The following is a 19196-nucleotide window of genomic DNA, read 5'->3' as shown; positions in this document are numbered from 1 at the left end:
TTGTGCCTGGCCGGTTTGCACCGGCCCCGGCGCTTTACTTCTTGTCCTGTGGCTTCCAGACCTGGCCGATAGAAATCCCTTGCAGGCGACGACGGTTGCCATACCAGAGATTGACCAGGGCACGGACCCCAACCACCGAAGAGAACATGGAGGTCAGAATGCCGATCACGTGTACCACCGCAAAACCACGGATGGGGCCCGAGCCAAAGGCCAGCAAAGCAACACCCACAATCAGACTGGTCAGGTTGGAGTCGAAAATAGTGGCCCAGGCACGATCAAAGCCCTGGTGAATGGCTTGTTGCGGTGAGGCGCCATTGCGTAATTCTTCGCGGATACGCTCGTTGATCAGCACGTTGGCGTCAATGGCCATACCCAGTGTCAAGGCAATGGCCGCAATACCGGGCAAGGTCAAAGTCGCTTGCAGCATGGACAGCACAGCCAGCAGCAAAAGCACGTTGAAGGTCAGGCCAATGGTGGAGAACAGGCCAATCAAGTGGTAATACAGCATGATGAAGATGGCAATCGCAATAAAGCCGTACAGCGTGGCGTTAAAGCCTTGGCGAATATTGTCGGCACCCAGGCTTGGGCCAATCGTGCGCTCTTCAATGATGCTCATGGGGGCGGCCAGCGAACCGGCACGCAACAGCAGGGAAATGTCGGCGGCTTCCTGAGCATTCATGCTGCCGCTGATCTGTACCTGGCCGTTAGGAATTTCGCTGCGGATAACCGGAGCTGTCACCACTTCACCCACGCCGTTTTCAAACAGCACAATGGCCATGCGCTTGTTGATGTTGTTGCGGGTAATGTCGCGGAAAATACGCGAGCCCTTGTTGTCCAGAGTCAGGTTGACGGTGGGCTGCTGGGTTTGCGAGTCGCGGCCAGGCTGGGCGTCCTGCAGGTTCTCACCGGTCAGGATGACCTGACGGCGCAGCAGCAAAGGAGCACCGCCACGTTCGGTGTAGCGCTCCAGGCCAAAGGGCACGGTGCCCGAGTTCAACGCGGCAACGGCAGCGGGGGAGTCTTCCACCATGCGCAGTTCCAGCGTGGCGGTACGGCCCAGAATTTCTTTGGCTTTCGCTACATCCTGTACCCCGGGCAACTGAACCACGATGCGGTCCGAACCCTGTTGTTGAATAACGGGTTCGGCCACGCCCAGCTCGTTGATGCGGTTGTGTAAGGTGGTGATGTTTTGTGTCAGCGCGTTGGTCTGCACCTGGATGGTGGCGGTTTCCGTCAAACGAGCGGTCAAGCCGCTATCGCCGGCAGGAATGAACTCCAGATCAGGCATGGCGCGGCGCATTTCGGACTGGGCGCGGTCGCGATCCTCAGCCGAGGCAAAGTCCATACGCAGGGACTGGCCATCGCGCTCGATGGTCCCGACAGGTACTTTGGCTTCGCGCAGCACGCTGCGGGCATCAGCCACCATGGAGTCGTAGCGGGCTTGCAGTGCGCCCTGCATATCGACTTGCAGCAGAAAGTGAACGCCGCCGCGCAAGTCCAGGCCCAGGTGCATGGGGTGCGCGCCCAATGCGGTCAGCCAGGCTGGCGACGCGGACACCAGGTTCAGAGCGACGGTGTAGTCGGGAGCGGTCGCTGTGGAGTCCTTGTTCAGCTCACGCTCGATCAGATCTTTGGCTTTGAGCTGAACATCGGTGGACTCAAAACGGAAACGCGCGGTGGCGTTGGGTCCGTTTTGCTCAAAATACGAGCCCGTCGTAGGAATATTGTTTTGCTTGAGCAGCGCTTCAACATGGCTGATCAGGCTGGTTTCAAGCCGGACCGTGGATTTGGCGCTGGAAACCTGGACAGCAGGAGACTCACCAAACAGATTGGGCAAGGTATAGATCAGGCCGATCGCCAGCGCGACCAAGACGATGACATATTTCCAGAGGGGATAACGATTCATGGGATATCTACGACGGGTGCAGAAATGGCAACCCCGGACCGAGGTCCGGGGTCGGAGGCATTACAGCGACTTGATGGTGCCTTTAGGCAGAACAGTCGTAACGGCCACGCGTTGGACCAGAACTTCAACAGGCTTGTCGGTCAGGTTGGCCACTTCAACGGTCAGGTAGTTGTCGTGAACTTTGCTGACTTTGCCCAGCAAACCGCCGGAGGTGATGACTTCGTCGCCTTTGGCCAGGTTGGACACCAGATTGCGGTGCTCTTTCTGACGCTTCATTTGAGGGCGAATCATCAAGAAGTACAGCACAACGAACATCAAGATGATGGGCAGCATGCCCATCAAGGCATTTTCGCCGCCGGCAGCTGCCTGGGCGGGGATGAGAGTCAGAATGTCAACAGCGGACATGTGGGGCTCCTGAGGATTTTTTTGTGTGGGTTGTCAAAAACTAACGGTGTATTGTAGCGGCACTTTATTGCGGTATCACAAACCGCGTGTCATTCAATGCCGCGTGCTCGATCCTGGTGGAATTGCTCGCGCCAGGCCGCAAAACGCTTTTGCTCAATGGCATCACGCATCTCTTGCATGATCTGCAGATAGAAATGCAGGTTGTGCAAGGTATTCAAACGCGAGCCGGTAATTTCATTGGAACGCTGCAAATGATGCAAGTAGCCCCGTGAGAAATGCTGACACGTATGGCAAGTGCAGCTTGGGTCCAGCGGGCGTGTGTCGTCACGGTAGCGGGCATTGCGAATTTTGATGTCGCCGTAGCGCGTAAAAAGCCAGCCATTGCGGGCGTTGCGGGTGGGCATCACGCAGTCAAACATGTCCACACCCTGACTGACCCCTTCCACCAGATCTTCTGGCGTACCGACCCCCATGAGATAGCGGGGGGCGTTGGTGGGCAGTTTGGGTGTGGTGTGCGCCAGAATGCGCATCATGTCTTCTTTGGGCTCGCCTACGGACAGGCCACCAATGGCGTAGCCTTCAAAGCCGATGTCGGTCAGACCCGCCAGGGATTCGTCGCGCAAATCTTCGTACATGCCGCCTTGCACAATACCAAACAGGGCATTGGGGTTGGTCAGACGCTTGAATTCCTCGCGCGAACGACGCGCCCAGCGCAGAGACATACGCATGGATTTGGCCGCTTCATCATGCGTAGCGGGGCGATCATCAATCAGGTAGGGAGTGCACTCGTCGAACACCATGGAAATGTCGGAGTTCAAGGAGTACTGGATTTGCATGGACACTTCAGGTGTCAGAAACAGGCGCTCGCCGGTGATGGGGGAGGCAAATTTCACCCCTTCCTCGGTAATTTTACGCATGCCTTTCAGGCTGAACACCTGAAAACCGCCCGAATCCGTCAGGATGGGCTTGTCCCACTGCATGAAGTTATGCAGGCCCTGGTACTTGTCCATGACTTCCGTGCCTGGACGCAGCCACAGGTGAAAGGTGTTACCCAAAATGATCTGCGAGCCAATCTCGTTCAACTCGTGCGGCATCATGGCCTTGACGCTGCCATACGTGCCTACCGGCATGAAGATGGGGGTCTGCACCACACCGTGGTTCAGGGTGATCTGGCCACGGCGAGCGCCGCCATCGGTGCTTAAAAGGTCAAACTTCAGTCCACTCATGGGGTAGGGGGCTCAATGAACATAGCATCGCCGTAACTAAAGAAGCGATACCGGGATTGGACGGCGTGCTGGTAGGCACGTTGTATGGGTTCGATCCCCGCCAGAGCCGATACCAGCATCAGCAAGGTGGACTGGGGCAAATGAAAGTTGGTGATCAGCGCATCTACCCACTGGTACTGGAAGCCGGGGGTAATAAAGAGACGCGTGTCGCCTTCAATGCTGCCATCGGCGCAGCGCTGGTTCATGCCGGGCTCTTTGCTGGCGGCAGATTCCAGCGAACGCACGCTGGTGGTGCCCACGGCAATGACGCGGCCACCAGCAGCGCGGGTGGCTTCAATCTTGGTCAGGGTAGCGGCGGGGACGTGGTAGCGTTCGGCGTGCATGACGTGCTCGCTGATATTGTCCACGCGCACAGGCTGGAACGTGCCTGCACCCACGTGCAAGGTCACAAAGGCCTGGTCCACGCCTTGCTCGCGCAAGGTGGCCAGCATGTCGTCGGTAAAGTGCAGGCCTGCTGTGGGGGCGGCTACGGCACCGGGGTGACGGGCGTAGACAGTCTGGTAGCGCGAGTCGTCCTGTTCATCGGCCGCGTGGGTAATGTAGGGCGGCAGAGGTGTTGCGCCGTACTGCTCCAGCATGTCCAGCACAGGCTCGTGAAAGCGCAGGGCAAACAAGGCGTCTTCCCGTCCGGTGCAGTCGGCCAGTACGCGGCCTTCGGCCAGTTCCAGCAAGGTGCCGGGTTTGGGAGATTTGCTAGCGCGGATATGGGCCAGGGCCGTATCAGGGCCGGTCACGCGCTCGATCAGCACTTCCACCTTGCCGCCGCTGCTTTTTTGGCCGTGCAGGCGGGCCTTGATGACGCGCGTGTCGTTAAAGACCAGCAGGTCACCCTTGCGCAGCAGGCTGGGCAGGTCGGTGAATTGGCGGTCATGCAATTGGCTGGCACTGTCCAGATGCAGCAAACGGCTGCCCTGGCGCTGGGCCGGCGGGCTTTGAGCGATCAGATCAGGGGGAAGCTCGTAGTCGAACTGGGCGATAGTTAAAGAGGGGTCGATGCTCATGGTTTGTCGTAAAGGGCCGTGGGCCAAAAGACCGGGCCTGGTGGGGTAACCGACTATTTTAACGCTTTGCCGCCAGATTGCTGAAACGGCCATATCCGTGGTGTTTTTCTTTCGGTATGCTTGGATCTTTCCTGAATTGATCTGTTGGAGACGAGGGCATGGGCGTTTTAAAGGCAAAGCCTGTTTTGAGTCGTTGCAAGCATGTGGCTTTGGCCACCTTGCTCATGGTGCAAGGCGCATCGCTAGCCCTGGCCCAGGCCTTGCCGCCCGAGCTGGCTTCGGTCTGGAATGCCAGCCGTTTGCCACAATCGTCCCTGTCCATCGTGGTGGACGAGGCTGATGGTCCGCGTCTGATTGGCGTCAACGCCCAAGAGCCGCGTAACCCTGCCTCGGTGATGAAACTGGTCAGCACCTGGGCTGGTCTGTCCGCTCTGGGGCCAGAATACACGTGGCGCACGACCTTGATGGCCCAGGATGGCCTGCAAGTGGACGAGCAAGGCACGCTGAAAGGGCCTTTGTATATCAAGGCCGGGGGCGATCCGTTTTTGACCGTGCCGCAGTTGTGGGACATGTTGCGCGAGCTCCGCTTGCGTGGGGTGAAGAATCTGACCGACGTTATTGTGGATCGTTCCATTTTCGGTAACGTCACCATTAATCCGGGCGACTTCGATAATGCGGGTGACCGTCCCTATAACGCCAGCCCGGACGCCATGATGGTAGGGCTGGGGGCGTCCCGCCTGGTGTTCCAACCCGATACCCAGGCGCGCAAATGGATTGCGATTATTGACCCGCCCCTGCCGGGTGTGCGCGTTCAGGGTGAAGTCGAGTGGTCGACGGCCACCTGCCCTGGTTCACCTGTAGTTGGAACCCAGATTCAGCCTGAAGCCGGTGGCATGGTGGTGCGTGTCAGTGGCAAGGCCGCTGCTTCTTGCGGTGAGTTCAGCGTGTACCGACTGGTGCATTCCCAAACCGAATTTTTCGACAAACTGTTTCGTAGCCTGTGGCGCGATCTGGGCGGCACCTTGGCCCGCGATATCAAGACAGGCCGCGTGCCTGCCCGTGCCCAGGTGATTACCTGGCATGATTCGCGGTCATTGTCTGATTTGATTCGCCTTGTTAATAAGCAAAGCAATAACGTGATGGCTCGGACCATTTTGCTGACCGTGGGCGCTGAGATGAGCGGTCCGGGTGCGACCGTCGCCAGTGGTGAACGGGCAGTCATGGGAGTATTAGGCCGTCAGGGTGTCAACACGGCTGGCTGGACGGTAGACAATGGCTCCGGTCTGTCGCGTAATGGACGCGTTACGGCGGGCGGGATGGCCGACATGCTGAAGGTTGCCTGGCGCTCGAACTGGATGCCCGAGTACATTTCCTCCTTCGCGATTTCCGGTGTGGATGGCACGGTGCGTTCGCGCTTGCGCGATGACGAGGTTCAGGGCCGTGCTCACCTGAAAACCGGCACACTGCGCGATAGTCGTGCGCTGGCCGGTTACGTGCTGGGAGCCAGCGGAAAGCGGTATATTGTTGTCATGATGGTCAATGACGAACGTTCTGCCGCTGCCCGGCCCTTTTTTGACTCGGTGGTGAAGTGGTTGGCAGTGCGTTAACGATCACGATAGTGCGGGCTGCTGTGCAGCAGCCCCGTTTTTAGTTAGTCCCTAATTTGATGAAGCAATCATGCCCATACACGAAATACGCCACCCTTTGATCCGCCATAAACTGGGTTTGATGCGCAAGGCAGATCTGAGCACAAAAAATTTCCGCGAAATGTCCCAGGAAATTGCTTCTTTGCTGACCTACGAGGCTTGCAAGGATTTGCCCTTGGAACCCACCACCATTGAAGGCTGGTGTGGCAATGTGGAAGTGGAAAAGCTGGCTGGTAAGAAAGTGACGGTTGTTCCTATCTTGCGCGCCGGTATTGGCATGTTGGACGGGGTGTTGAGCTTGATTCCCGGCGCCAAGGTCAGCGTGATCGGTATCGCCCGAAATGAAGAAACCTTTGAGGCCCAGACCTATCTGGAACGGTTGGTCGGTGAGCTGGACCAGCGCCTGGCCCTGATTATCGACCCCATGTTGGCCACCGGCGGCTCTATGGTTGCCACGATCGATCTGCTGAAAAAAGCGGGTTGCAAGAATATTCGTGCCCTGGTGCTGGTGGCGGCCCCTGAAGGCATCGCCACTCTTGAAAAACACCATCCTGACGTGCATATCTATACCGCGTCCATTGATCAGCATTTGGACGAACACGGTTATATCGTGCCGGGCCTGGGCGATGCGGGCGACCGTATTTTTGGTACGCGTCAGAAGGTTCAGGACGGCGAGGTGTAATTCCGGAACTTGTTGTGCTTTTTTACAATCCCTTGCCAGCATGGCAGGGGGGATAGGCATAATAAAGCGTTAAGTCTACGTTTCACTGAATCCAGAATGCATATGAAACTGAATGCTTGGATGGCTGCTCCTCTGTTGCTTACCTTGGGCCTGGGTTCGGCCCAGGCCGGCTTGTGTGACGTCCCCTTTATGCGTGACGGCGGGCAGGTGCAGCTGACTGGCTCGGGTTTTCTGGCCTTGGGCGCTGATCTGGCGTTTTCTGATGTGAAAAAGCAGGGCGGCGATCAGTGCCAGGCTCGCGTACAGGGCAAGGCCAGCGTGGCCTTGGCGGGTTTGCCTGCCAGCAAGCCTAATATTGACTATGTCATGACCGTGCGCGATGGTCGCACCCGTTTCCAACGTGATGACGGCCGGGGTGGTCTGCAAGCCGTTCCAGGCTCGTTTGACCTGCGTTTGCTGGGGCTGTTCTCTTACGAACATGGTGGTCTGCAAGACGGACAGACTTTCCCCCGTCAGAGCTATCAGATCAATCTGGACAAGCGTAGCCAGGCCAATGTTCTGCGCATTCATACTGGTGCCAAGACGGTCGGCTCCCAACAATCCATACAGACTGCATTGGGCAATTACCAGTGCTGGCCTATTCGCTATCAACGCGAGATTGAGCCTACCCAGGCCAGTTTCAGTGGCATCAGCCTGCCTATTCCGGGAATCAATTCACAGGTTACCGATTGGTATTGTCCGGAGGTGCAGATGGTCATGAAGCAAGAAAGTATTCAGAACGGTGTACCGTCTACGGTAGAGGTAACCCAACTGAAGTAAGCTTGTGATGAATATCTCACAGGTTCACCGAGTATCTTTATCCTGAAAAGTGCGGGTTAAAGAATTTTGTGCGGCGCTGCTATGGCGCCATTCACTTGGCGATACGTATTTGTCGCGTGTCCCTTTCAACGGCAAGGAGTTATTTATGGCTACCAAGAAAAGTCTGGAAAACAGCGGAGACAAATTCATCGAGGAAGTGAAAGCGAGCTTGGATGAAGCAGAACAACTGATGCGTGAAGCAGCCGAAGCCACGGGCGACAAAGCCGGTGAATTGCGGGAAAAAGCCTTGCGCTCATTGCGTCTGACCCGGGATTCCTTGCACGATGCCCAGGAAGCAGTGGTTGATCACAGCCTGCGTGCAGCCAAAGCAACCGACAATTATGTCCACGACAAGCCCTGGCAAGCTATTGGCGTGGCCGGTATTGTGGGCCTGATGTTCGGCATGCTGATCAGTCGTCGTTAATCTGTCTGTGCTCTGCGCTGCAGGCCTTTCGTAGGGCTGCAGCAGCATAAAAAGCGACCCTGCCGATCTGGACTTTGCCGTCCAGATCGGCAGCCTTTTAGAAACCAGGCTCTTGTCCTTGCAGGTAAGGACAAGATGTCGCAGAGCAGGGATAAATCATGGCGCTTAGGCAAACTATCAGTCAGCTTGGTTCTACCTTGATAGGAGCTGTCAGTACTCGGCTGGAGCTGTTTGCTCTGGAGGCCGGCCAGCAAAAGGCGAGCCTGATCACTATTTTCACTATGGTGTTTGGCGCACTGCTGTTCTCCACTCTGGCGGTGCTGGTGTTCAGCTTGTTGCTGGCCTTGTACTTCTGGCCTACGGAGTATCGTTACTGGGCCTTGGGGGGACTGGTCGTTTTGTATGCCGGTTTGGGAGTGGGGCTTTTCCTGGCCGTACGTCGTCGTCTGACGACAGGTCCAATTCCTTTTTCAGCGACCTTGTCCGAGCTGCGTCGCGATGTCGCGTTTATTGAGCGCTTGAGGGATTCCGAGGGAGACGGGAAATGAGCACGAAGCAAGAGAGCATGTCCGCCCAGGAGCGGGCGGTGCGTATTGAACTGTTGCGAGTCCGCGCCTCCTTGGAGCGGCAGGCCATGTCGTCCCAGATCCATTCCCTGGGGGAAGATTTAAGTCCCGGCAACTTGTGGAACAGCGTCAAGCCGTCGGGTTTGAGCATGGGCGGTGTGGTGGCCAGTGCATTGTCCTTGTCACGCCGTTATCCGTTTCTGTTATCTGGTGCCTCGGCGGTGCTCAGTAGCTTTGGCGGGCGCTGGCTGCGTATCGGAGCCTTGGCTCTGGGAGCCTGGAAATTGTTTGATGCTTCCAAGTCGGCACGCGAGCAAGCACGCGATGTTCTGGTTCCGGTACGGCGCAAAACCGATGTGAACGAGTAAGCCTGCTTGTATTTTCAAAAACCGGCCCAGGCCGGTTTTTTTATGCGCGCTTGAGGGACCCCGTGTTCAGCCGACTGGTTTTTGAAGACGGCAAGGCTTATGCTCCGATAATAAATAATTTCAGAACAAAGCTAGCCACATCAGGAGACATAGCCCGTCATGCAGGTGCCATTACTGAATGCCTTAAGAACCTTTACGGTATCCGCGCAAAGGTTGAACTTCACCAAGGCGGCAGAAGACCTGCTGGTCTCTCCTTCGGCAGTCAGTCACCAGATCAAGGTGCTGGAGGAGTATCTGGGCTGCAAGCTGTTTCTGCGTAAAAACCGTTCCCTGGAGTTGACGGATCAGGGCCAGTTTTTGTTCGACCGTTTGCAGCGGCCTTTTTACGAGATCAATCAGGCCTTGAGCGAACTGCGTATGCCGCACGGCAAGAGCCGTATCAATCTGTCCTTGCGGCCCTTTGTGTCCAGCATGTGGTTTACCGGGCAGTTGGGAGATTTCTGGCTGAAGCACCCGGACATTGAAATCAACTTGCTGCACAGGTTGCAGGCACCGGACTTTTTCAGGGACAACATCAATTTTGCAATTGTCTGGGGCAAGCAGGGCGACTGGCCGCAGTTGCAGACCTTGCGCATCATTCCCGGCAATTTGACGCCTGTGTGTGCGCCGTCTTATTTGCAGGCGCATGGCCAGATCACATTTCCGGCGGATCTGAACCAGCATGTGCTGATTCACGAAGAAAATCAGCTGTGCTGGGAGCAGTGGTTGCGCAAGGCGGCGGGGCAGGAACTGACGGCCAAGAAGAGCTTTCACATTGATGACACCAATGTACGCATGAATGCCGTCTTGAACGGCCAAGGGGTGATGCTGGGCTGTCCGGCCTTGCTGCAACCTTTGATCGACAAGAAAGAGATCGTCCAGCTTTTCGATGTTTGCCTGGAAGAGTACGCCTATTTCCTGGCCTACCCCAAGGAGGCGAACCTTAGCCGACAGGAGCAGGAGTTTGTGGATTGGGTCGCGTCGATTGCAATTCGCTAGGCGGTAGTTGATTGGCGACGCCCCTATACTGCGTTCGGTGACCGGGCTTTCTTTGTTCTTTGCTGACCGTGTCGCTGTGCCTGCGTCTTTAAAAAACCTGCAAATATGCAGGTTTTTTTATGTATCGGCCTTCCCGAACCAGGCTGGATGCACATCGCACTTCGTTCATTGCTCATTTCTCATCGATCAGGGTGTGGAAACCCGATCTGACGCGCGTGGCTGGAGGTTTTATCAAGCTCCGCCTAGTTCTCACATCGCTCATACCTAGTCCCAAGTAGCTGACACGCAGTCCTCAATCGGGCTTTACGTCGTCGAGAACGGCTTCATTTTGTAGTGTTTGCGATCCACCGCTTTCCCTTCATCCCGATTCAACAACAAAAAAAACTCATCGTTCCGTCAAATTTGCTCAATTTTCAAGGGTCGCTCCCTGTCGCATGATTGGCCTGACCTAATAAAAGCCATTCATGGTGCTCATGCAAACCAGAGGAGATATTGAGATGACTACCGCTCTACGCTCGCCCATTGCGATTGAAGAATTTGACCGCAGCTACTTTCAGCAGGAAACCGATGAGGTTTTCGCCTTGCCCCCCGAGTGTTTCAACTCGGAAGAGTTTTTTCAGTTCGAACTGAATGCCGTCTGGAAAAAACAGTGGTTCTGTGTGGGCCGTGCGACTGACATTCCCAATGCCGGTGACTTTTTCACCTTTGACGTAGGTAATGATGCGCTGTTCGCTATCCGCACTCGTGAAGGTGGCATCAATGTGCTATCCAACGTCTGTCGTCACCGCAATATGCTGTTGTTGGAAGGAGCAGGGAATGTGCGCCGTATCAGTTGCCCTTTGCACGCCTGGGTCTACAACATGGAAGGTGAACTGGTTTCCGCCCCTGGTCTGACTGATACCGGCGCCAGCTTTGACCCCAAGAGCGTCTGTCTGCCCAAAATCCGTGCCGAGGTTTGGGAAGGCTTCATCTTCATCAACTACGACGCCATGGCGCCTGCCTTGCATACCCGCTTGGGCAATTTGGGTAAGCAACTGGCGAACTACCGCATGTCCGAGTTGAAGTCCTCGGAGCCTCTGAAGATGGAGAGCTTCGACTGGAACTGGAAGATCTTCAATGACGAGTGCTACCACTGCAGCTTCCTGCACGCTTCGTCCTGGGGCGGCATGTACGAAACCAATCCGGATCGTGTCGATGAAACTGCTGTCTTTAATGACGTAGCCAATGGCATTGTGTCCTACAACCTGCTCTCCACCCACAAGGACGCCGCGCCGACGCATACCGGTTCCATCTTGCAGCCGCCCATGGATGGTCTGACCGATCAGGAGCGGACCCAGCTTTCTTACGTGACGGTGGCTCCTAACCTCTTGCTGGTGGCCATGCCCGATAAGGTGAAGTACTTCATGTGGCTACCCAAAAGCGCCAAGCAATCGACCTACGGCGTGTCCTGGATGTATCCGCAAGAAACACTGGAGCGCGAGGATCACAAAGAGAAGTTCGATCAGGAACACGATGATTTGTACCCCGTGATGATCGAGGATTTGTTTGCCTGGCGTCGTTCGCATCAGGGCATGCAATCGAACTTTGCTTCCCGTGGCCGCTTGACCAATGAAGAGCTGGTCATCAAGCGTTTGCAAAACTGGCTGATTGATCTGTACCGCGCCGAAGAGCGCCGTGCGGACGAGCAAAGCCGGGTATTGCCGATCCGAGCGATTGCCTAAGGGAGCAGGAGCAGCATCATGCAGCAAACTTTGCAAACACGCGTGCTGAAGAAAACCAGGCTGTCAGAGCGCGTTGTGGGTCTGACTCTGGGTTTGCAAAACGGGGGCGCGTTTCCCGTCTGGGAGCCAGGGGCGCACATTGAGCTGGAACTGGCGGTGTCGCAGACCGAGCCGCTTTACCGTCAGTATTCGCTGTGTGGCCAACAGGCCAATACCCGCGAATGGCAAATTGCCGTTCTGAAAGAGGATGCCGGGCGGGGCGGCTCTGCGTATATCCATGAGGTATTGCAGGAAGGTGATGCACTGGCCGTCAGCATTCCGAAAAATCACTTTCCCTTTGCTGCAAACAAGAAGTGCTTCTTTATTGCCGGGGGCATAGGCATCACGCCTATCGTGCCCATGGTCCAGGCCGCTGCGGCAGCGGGTCTGGACTGGCACTTGCTGTATCTGGCAAGAAACGCAGCGGATTTTATTTTTCTGCAAGAGCTGCAAGAAGTGGATGGCGCGCGTATCACCACGCATGCCTCCAATCAGGACGGTCTGTTTGATCTGCAAGGCGCATTGCAAGCGCTGGATGCGCAAACCGTCGTTTATTCCTGCGGTCCGCAGCCTTTGCTGACCGCCTTGGAAAACTATCAACAGGAACAGGCCGATATTAGCTGGCAACTGGTGCTGGAGCGCTTCTCGGTAGAGACCGATCCGGCCATGTTGCAAGGCAAGGGCTTTACCGTGACCTTGAAGAAGTCGGGCAAAAGCATCGCGGTAGCGGGGGATGAAACGATTCTGGCCGCCTTGAAACGGGAAGGCATACGGGTCAAGTGCTCATGCCAGAACGGCACCTGCGGTACCTGCGAGACCGTAGTGATTTCCGGCTTGCCGGAGCATCGGGATTTTGTGCTGTCGCCAGAAGAACGGCGGCTGAATGAAACCATGATGATCTGCGTTTCGCGCGCCTTGTCGGCCGAATTGGTTTTGGATCTATAACAATAAACAGGAGAAACACCATGAAGAAAGTGGTGGTTACAGGTGGCTCGGGTCGTGTGGGCTCGTACGTCGTACAGCAATTGATGCAGACCATGGATGTGGTCGTGGCGGATCTGAAACCCAGCCAGCATCAGGTTTCTTTTATTCAAACGGATGTGATGGATCTGGAGGCCGTGCGTGCGGCCACCAAAGATGCCGATGCCGTGATTCACCTGGCGGCGATTGATTTCGACTGGAAGGCTGCTGAGGAGCAGTACATCAACGTGAATGTGCGCGGCACCTGGCATGTGCTGCAAGCCTGTCGTGAAAACGGCGTCAAGAAAGTGGTGCTGTGTTCCAGTATTTCAGCCTGCGGTCTGTCGGAGATGCGCGCCGATTGGAAACCTCAGTATCTGCCTGTAGACGAGGCCCATGAAAATAAGCCTTATCAGGCCTATAGCGTCAGCAAGATTGTCATGGAGCAGATGGCAAAAAGCTTTAGCGATGCCAGCGATATGGAAGTGATCTGCCTGCGTCCGCTGGCCGTGGTGCTGCCGGAAACCATTGCCGAGTACATCCAGTTCGTTGACAGCCCGCAGCGCAACTGGCTGTTTTATTACATCTGGGCTGCGGATCTGGCGCGTGCTTTTGAGGCCGCCGTGAATCTGCAAGGTTTGCGCTACGGCGTGTTTTTCATCAGCGCAGACGATAGCTCCCACCCTCTGGCAACCACAGACTGGTATCAGCAGATTATTGGCCCTGTGCCTGAAATCAAGAACCCGCGCTGGTATCAGAATAATCCCCGTGCCTCTATTTTCAGCAGCCATGCGGCCAAGGAAATTCTGGGCTGGCAGCCGAGCACGGATTTTCAGCAACTGCGCCAGGAATACGCGGTGGAAAAAGACCTGGCGTGAAACGTCCAGGCGTTCTTGACGAACAAATTGAACACGGAGACTTGAGCATGACGGGAATTAAAACCGGCACCTTGGATTGGACGGGTGACAACCCTTTTATTTATTTGAAGACCGACCCTGAGCAGGACTGGTCGTCCTTGTCCCTGTACTTTCGCATTGCCAGCTCGGCGTATGGCAGCGGCCAGGCCATTCTGGTATTGGACAAGCCCTACGAGGACGGGCAGGACAGCGACGCACGTTTGCTGATTACAGACAACCAGCCTTTGGCCGAGTATCTGGTACGGGATTTTGTGCGCCATTTTGGCTTGTTTCGCAAGGCGGTGGCGCTGGATAAGTTGCAGGTCTTGGGTGACGGCGTTTTCCAGACGGTGAACCGTTTCCCTGAGCTGGTCAGCGAGTCTGTCTCCTCCGCCAGTGCAGGTCTGACGGTGGAATTGCAATGGCATCAAATGACGCAGCCCGCGATTTGTGTGGACCTGCCGCAAAGCCAGACCCAAACCCAGAAGCACGAAATGATGTGTGTATTCCATCCGGCGCAGCAAGCCAGAGTGCTGATCAATGGCAAGGCCTTGCCAGGCAACACCATAGAGCGAGACTTTAACGGCTCGCGTGCGCAGTCCGCCAGCCTGGCGAACAGCGAAACCTGGGTGCGCGTGGCGTAAGGAGACGATATGGCTCAGCATGTAGAGACGCAGGCCGTGATGCCCGCCTGGACAGGAGTCCGTCCCCTGCAATCCCTTTTGCCCTCGCAAGGCCGCTTGGTCCTGCATGCCGGGCCACCGTTTCGGGATGCGCAGGAGCTGCCTGCCGCAATCCGAAATTCGGTTTTGATCGGCATTCTGTATGAGGGCTGGGCGGGCAACAAACAAGAGGCGCAAGCCTTGCTGGACGCAGGGGGCGTGCAATTGGCTCCCGCGCAGGATTACGGCGTGGTGGTGCCATTGGCCGGAGTCGTCACGCCGTCCATGTATTTGATTGAGGTCAGCGACAGCAATCAGCCCGAAAACAAGAAATACTCGGTGCTGAATGAAGGCATGCAGTGGTGCACCCGCCTGGGTATTTTTGCTGATGAAATGGTGCCGCATCTGCGTTGGCTGCATCAGGATTTGGGCGCACGGCTGGCTGCACAGTTTCAGGGGCCGGTAGATCTGGCCCCCATCGTCCAGGCTTCCTTGCTCAATGGTGATGATGGCCATGCTCGTACCATGCATGGCTCCAGGCAACTGGCCGACATTATTGTCTCCTGGGGCATTAATGACCAAGCCAGCCAGAGCTTTCTGTACGGTGCGATGGCCTGGGCCTTGAATTACTGGATGGCCGCCAGTGCCTTGATTCTGGCAAACCAGACGCCCGCTGATGGCGCGGATGCCATCGTTAAAGTCGGCGGCAATGGCTTGCGCTTTGGTCTGCAATTGGCCAGTTCGACAACTTGGTTGGTTACGGATGCCCCTGTTATTGCTGGCAATAAAGAACCCGGCAATGAACAGGCAAACGCGCTGGGAGCCTTGGGCGATAGTGCGGTGGTGGATTTTGTAGGGCTGGGTGGTCAGTGTCTGGATCTGGCCGGGATTAGTGCGAAGAATTTGCATGCCTTTTTGCCCTCGAACTACCTGACTCGTCAAAGCCTGTTTCTGAAAACCCGCTTGCCCTTTCTGGCCGGGCGCAATGGCATCAGTGATTTTGCGCAAGTGATTGCCAGCAATACCGGGCCTTTGGTGTTGCTGGGCATGATCGACGGTGCCGGAGAGCGCGGTCGTATTGGCGGTGGAGTGGCGACGGTGGATGCCTCTTTATTTCAAGCTCTCAAGGAGTGGCAGCATGAAACGACAGTGGTTTAAGCTGCCTTTGCATCAATTGCTGCACGCTCTGCATACGGGCGAAGCCAGTCTGCCGGATATCGTGGCTTCCTTCTACGAGCGCATTGCCACACGCGATGACAAGATTGGTGCCTGGCAGTATCTGATTGATCAAGACGACTATCTGGCCGAGTACGAAAGCCGCAGCGATTTTTACAAGGCTTCGCCCTTGATGGGCCTGCCCTTTGCGGTCAAGGACGTAATTGATACGGCCGGTATTCCCACCACAATGGGCTCAGCTATTCACCAGGATCGGATTCCGGATATGGATGCTTCCTGCGTTACCGCGATGAAAGCGGCAGGCGGCATTTTGATGGGCAAGACGGTCACAACCGAGTTTGCTTACTTTCAGGCTGGCAAGACGAATAACCCGCATGATGCTGAACGTACACCCGGCGGCTCCTCCAGCGGCTCTGCTGCTGCCGTGGCCGATTTCATGGTGCCGGTAGCCTTCGGCACACAGACGGCGGCATCGGTCATACGGCCCGCATCCTACTGCGGCTGCATTGGCTATGTAGGCAGCAAGAACGAGTTTTCCTTGCGTAATATTCAACCGCTGGCGCAGTCGCTGGATTCTTTGGGCATACTCAGCAACGATGTGCTCGACACGCTCTTGCTGCGCAATATCCTGCTGCACAAACCCTTGAGTTTGAGCACGCCGGGAGCGCAGGCGGCTTGTGTGTTCGGTGTTTTCTCTGGGCAAGCATTGGGCGAAGTTCAGGGCAAGATGCTGGAGACCTTGCAGGCGTGCCAGAAGGATTTGTCGGAACAGGGACATACGTTGGTTGATTTCCCCTTGCAGGATGCCGTCGTTGAGTTGACGGCCTTGCATGCCCAGATCATGGCTTATGAAGTGGCCCGGAATCTGGTGTACGAGCAACAGCAGCATGAAACCTTGAGTGTCCATATGCAGTCCTTGATGAGCACGGGTCTGGCTTTTCCCTACATGGAGTACATTGCTGCCTTGCAAAGAGCGGACACGCTCAAACAGGCAGTGTTGCAGTGGTTTGCAGATAGTGGGGCGGATTTCATTCTGGCGCCTGCGGCAGCCGGTGTTGCGCCTTATAAAACCGAAGGAACGGGGGCGCCATTCATGAGTCGTGCCTGGCAGTTATTGGGCTTGCCCGTGGTGTCCTTGCCTTTGGGTTATTTCCAGAAACTGCCCATGGGTTTGCAGTTGATTGGTAAACCGCATCAGGATGATGTTTTGCTTTTACAGGCGCGTCAGTTGCAGCAGTGCTTTTTAAATAGCAGCTCAGTGCTGACGGTGTAGATTTCTTTTTTCTTTTAGGCGTCCTGTTTTTACAGGGCGCTTTTTTTTAGGCTGCGTTTTTTTATAGTTTTGGCAGCAGATACTTTTCAAATAACCATTTCAAACCATACAGCGCCCCGAAAATAATCGCGGCAATGGCCAGGAAATCCGCGCTGAAAACGCTTTGCTGTTTGTGGGACAGCTCCATATAGACGTGCTCGTCAGCGGGCCGGGCATAAGTCATGGGAACGGCAGCCTTGGGCAGAGTGGCTTGCAGGACGACATAGCTGCCATCGTCGGCCGCTTGCATCAGCAGCTCGTCTACCTGCGTGGGGGCCAGACCGTCGTGATGTCCTGGTTTGCACAGCTGCCGGGCTCCTTGGGCCCAGTTGTCACTGCTTTCGGGGCAGTAGGCCTGGATGCTGTAGCCATTGCTGAATTGAACCGTCAGCCACCCTTGGGCATGCGAGTTGGCGTCGCTGCTTACGGTTACGTTGGTGAGGCTGATGGTGGTCATGGTGCAAATTCCTTGGGCAGTGCAAGCGTATTCTTCTGCCTGCTTAAGGCAGGAGGTGAGTCTATATTTGACGCGGGCTATAGAAGGCTATTCTATAGAAGCCGGTATGGTAATACGGTTTCTGTATAGGCAGAATCAGCTTTATGTGAATTGCTTTTAATGTAAATCAATGCTCTTTTTCCATAAAAAAACAGCCCTGTAAAACAGGGCTGTTGATAGCGGAAAACTAGCAGGAATAAAGAAGGCTTAACTGGCGCTTGCCTTGCCCATGCTGACTGCCGGTTTGGCATCATGAGCCGGTTCGGTGTGATAGCGGCGTAAAGGCTTGTTGGCGGTTTCGGGCATCAGCACCGTCACCCAGAAAAAGCACAGAACCGCGACCACCGTGACGTAAAACGCGGGAGCCAGATAGCTGCCTGTTTGCGTCGTCAGCCAGATGGCCAGGTAGGGTGCGGTACCACCAAAAATCGCGAAGGTGATGTTGTAGCACATGCTGGAAGCGGTATAGCGCATGTCGGTCGGGAACATCTCCGAGAGCAGAGTGACGGCCACCACACTGGCTGCCACCTGACCAATACCGATAATCAGCATGCCGAAAATAGCGGCCTCCAAAGAAGCTCCCTTGCTGACGATCATATAGGCCGGAATGGTGAACAGCGCATGCCAGACAGCGGCAAATTGCATCATGCGACGGCGGCCCACCCGGTCCGAGATCACACCGGCAAGCGGGGTCAGGGCAGTGACGAACAGCAGGGCAACCATGTTCGCGGTCAGGGACTGGACGGAGGACAAGCCAATGACCGTGCGCAGGAAGGTGTTCATGTAGGTGGAGAAAATGTAGAAGGACAGGGCGTACAGCACGATAAAGCCACCCAGCTTCACAATATTGGAACCCTCTGCCTTGAACACCTGGGAAGCGCTGTAGCTGAGCTGACCTTTCTTTTCCGCACGCATCTGCTGGAACTCGGGCGATTCGGCCAGGTGGTCGCGAATGAAAAAGGCCACGATGCCCATGGGAACGGCCAGCAGGAAGATGGTGCGCCAGCCCCAATCGCCCATGGCCTCGGTGCCAACAATGGCGGCCAGACCGGCGCTGATCCCTGCTGCCAGTGCAAACGCAAAGTAGGTGGCGCCGGACATGGCCCAGGCGTAGGAGTTGCGCTTGTTCATGGGGCTGTGTTCAACGGTGTAGATGGTGGCGCCTGTATATTCGCCACCGGCCGACAGCCCCTGAATACAGCGGATGATGATCAGCAGAACCGGAGCCCAGATGCCAATGCTGTCATAGGTTGGAATCAGACCAATGGCCGCGGTCGAGCCGGACATCAGCAAGACGGTCAGGGCCAGAATCTTCTTGCGGCCAATGCGGTCGCCCAGTCGGCCAAAGTAGATACCGCCCAGGGGACGGACAATAAAGGACACCAGAAATACCGCAAAGGTGGCCAGTAAGCCCGCCATCTTGTCTTCCGTGGGGAAGAAGTTTTGTGCAATGTACACGGCCATATAGCCGAACAAGGCAAAGTCGAACCATTCAACGATCGTACCGGCCGCTGAACCCATCATTACTTTCTTGATGTGACCCGTATCGGTATGTTCCGATTCGGCCACGGTGCTTTCCCTTTGCATACTTATGTCTCCTCAAGTATTGGGACTATCTGTTTTTTGAAATCAAACCCTGTGGGGGTAGCTGGTTTTTTTATTATTTATACGTGTCTGTCTTTTCTTGGTATTGGTTGAAAGCTCGGTTAGAGCATCGGCTGCAACAGGATGAGTTCCTCCTTTCTGTGGGGCTG

At 55.8% G+C, this 19196-nt stretch carries 19 protein-coding genes; 13 read left to right on the top strand and 6 right to left on the bottom strand.

What is annotated here, in order from left to right:
* Positions 1-34 precede the first annotated feature (34 nt).
* From secD to queA, 4 genes are all read right to left on the bottom strand, one after another.
* A complete protein-coding gene (gene secD / locus CA948_RS11615) occupies positions 35-1906 on the bottom strand; it encodes a protein translocase subunit SecD (RefSeq protein ID WP_108728068.1) in 1872 nt (623 codons plus the stop codon).
* Between the two features lie 60 nt (positions 1907-1966).
* Positions 1967-2311, bottom strand: coding sequence for a preprotein translocase subunit YajC (gene yajC / locus CA948_RS11610; RefSeq protein ID WP_003803689.1), 345 nt, complete (start codon positions 2309-2311; stop codon positions 1967-1969).
* A gap of 89 nt (positions 2312-2400) precedes the next feature.
* Positions 2401-3537 carry a tRNA guanosine(34) transglycosylase Tgt gene (gene tgt, locus CA948_RS11605; protein ID WP_094195686.1) on the bottom strand — a complete coding sequence of 379 codons (1137 nt, stop codon included), beginning with the start codon at positions 3535-3537 and terminating at the stop codon, positions 2401-2403.
* Positions 3534-4598: a tRNA preQ1(34) S-adenosylmethionine ribosyltransferase-isomerase QueA gene (gene queA, locus CA948_RS11600; RefSeq protein WP_094195687.1), complete on the bottom strand. Its 1065-nt coding sequence runs from the start codon at positions 4596-4598 to the stop codon at positions 3534-3536. The genes tgt and queA overlap by 4 nt, the downstream gene beginning before the upstream one ends.
* A 158-nt stretch (positions 4599-4756) precedes the next feature.
* Here queA and dacB point away from each other — a divergent pair, with 158 nt between their 5' ends.
* From dacB to CA948_RS11535, 13 genes are all read left to right on the top strand, one after another.
* Positions 4757-6205, top strand: a complete 1449-nt coding sequence (dacB, locus tag CA948_RS11595) for a D-alanyl-D-alanine carboxypeptidase/D-alanyl-D-alanine endopeptidase (RefSeq protein WP_108728067.1) — start codon at positions 4757-4759, stop codon at positions 6203-6205.
* Between the two features lie 70 nt (positions 6206-6275).
* The gene (gene upp / locus CA948_RS11590; RefSeq protein ID WP_042483245.1) at positions 6276-6926 is read left to right on the top strand and encodes a uracil phosphoribosyltransferase; all 651 of its coding nucleotides are present in this window, start codon (positions 6276-6278) and stop codon (positions 6924-6926) included.
* 102 nt (positions 6927-7028) lie between these two features.
* The gene (locus tag CA948_RS11585; protein WP_108728758.1) at positions 7029-7745 is read left to right on the top strand and encodes a hypothetical protein; all 717 of its coding nucleotides are present in this window, start codon (positions 7029-7031) and stop codon (positions 7743-7745) included.
* Positions 7746-7890: 145 nt separating this feature from the next.
* Entirely contained in the window at positions 7891-8208 is a 318-nt protein-coding gene (locus tag CA948_RS11580) for an ElaB/YgaM/YqjD family protein (RefSeq protein ID WP_094195690.1), read from the top strand.
* A gap of 158 nt (positions 8209-8366) precedes the next feature.
* On the top strand, positions 8367-8756 hold the full coding sequence (locus CA948_RS11575; protein ID WP_094195691.1) for a phage holin family protein: 390 nt from the start codon (positions 8367-8369) through the stop codon (positions 8754-8756).
* A complete protein-coding gene (locus CA948_RS11570; RefSeq protein WP_108728066.1) occupies positions 8753-9142 on the top strand; it encodes a hypothetical protein in 390 nt (129 codons plus the stop codon). Before CA948_RS11575 ends, CA948_RS11570 begins: the two co-directional genes overlap by 4 nt.
* Before the next feature lie 159 nt (positions 9143-9301).
* On the top strand, positions 9302-10180 hold the full coding sequence (locus tag CA948_RS11565) for a LysR substrate-binding domain-containing protein (RefSeq protein WP_094195693.1): 879 nt from the start codon (positions 9302-9304) through the stop codon (positions 10178-10180).
* 497 nt (positions 10181-10677) lie between these two features.
* Positions 10678-11901, top strand: coding sequence for an aromatic ring-hydroxylating oxygenase subunit alpha (locus tag CA948_RS11560; RefSeq protein ID WP_094195694.1), 1224 nt, complete (start codon positions 10678-10680; stop codon positions 11899-11901).
* A gap of 18 nt (positions 11902-11919) precedes the next feature.
* Positions 11920-12885, top strand: coding sequence for a PDR/VanB family oxidoreductase (locus tag CA948_RS11555; RefSeq protein WP_108728065.1), 966 nt, complete (start codon positions 11920-11922; stop codon positions 12883-12885).
* Between the two features lie 20 nt (positions 12886-12905).
* Complete coding sequence (locus CA948_RS11550) at positions 12906-13778, top strand: NAD-dependent epimerase/dehydratase family protein (RefSeq protein ID WP_035271165.1); 873 nt, start codon at positions 12906-12908, stop codon at positions 13776-13778.
* A gap of 47 nt (positions 13779-13825) precedes the next feature.
* Positions 13826-14440, top strand: coding sequence for an NAD-dependent dehydratase (locus tag CA948_RS11545; RefSeq protein WP_108728757.1), 615 nt, complete (start codon positions 13826-13828; stop codon positions 14438-14440).
* A 9-nt stretch (positions 14441-14449) separates the two neighbouring features.
* Entirely contained in the window at positions 14450-15616 is a 1167-nt protein-coding gene (locus tag CA948_RS11540; protein ID WP_108728064.1) for an oxamate carbamoyltransferase subunit AllG family protein, read from the top strand.
* Entirely contained in the window at positions 15597-16907 is a 1311-nt protein-coding gene (locus tag CA948_RS11535; RefSeq protein ID WP_108728063.1) for an amidase, read from the top strand. Before CA948_RS11540 ends, CA948_RS11535 begins: the two co-directional genes overlap by 20 nt.
* 61 nt (positions 16908-16968) lie before the next feature.
* On the opposite strand, the gene CA948_RS11530 is transcribed toward CA948_RS11535, so the two are convergent.
* Positions 16969-17403 (bottom strand): hypothetical protein, encoded by a 435-nt coding sequence (locus CA948_RS11530; RefSeq protein WP_094195698.1) that lies wholly within the window; start codon positions 17401-17403, stop codon positions 16969-16971.
* Positions 17404-17649: 246 nt separating this feature from the next.
* A complete protein-coding gene (locus CA948_RS11525; protein ID WP_108728062.1) occupies positions 17650-19029 on the bottom strand; it encodes an MFS transporter in 1380 nt (459 codons plus the stop codon).
* Positions 19030-19196 lie beyond the last annotated feature (167 nt).

Source organism: Alcaligenes aquatilis, from assembly GCF_003076515.1.
GTDB lineage: Bacteria > Pseudomonadota > Gammaproteobacteria > Burkholderiales > Burkholderiaceae_B > Alcaligenes > Alcaligenes aquatilis.
This window is presented reverse-complemented; position numbering and strand designations above follow the sequence as displayed.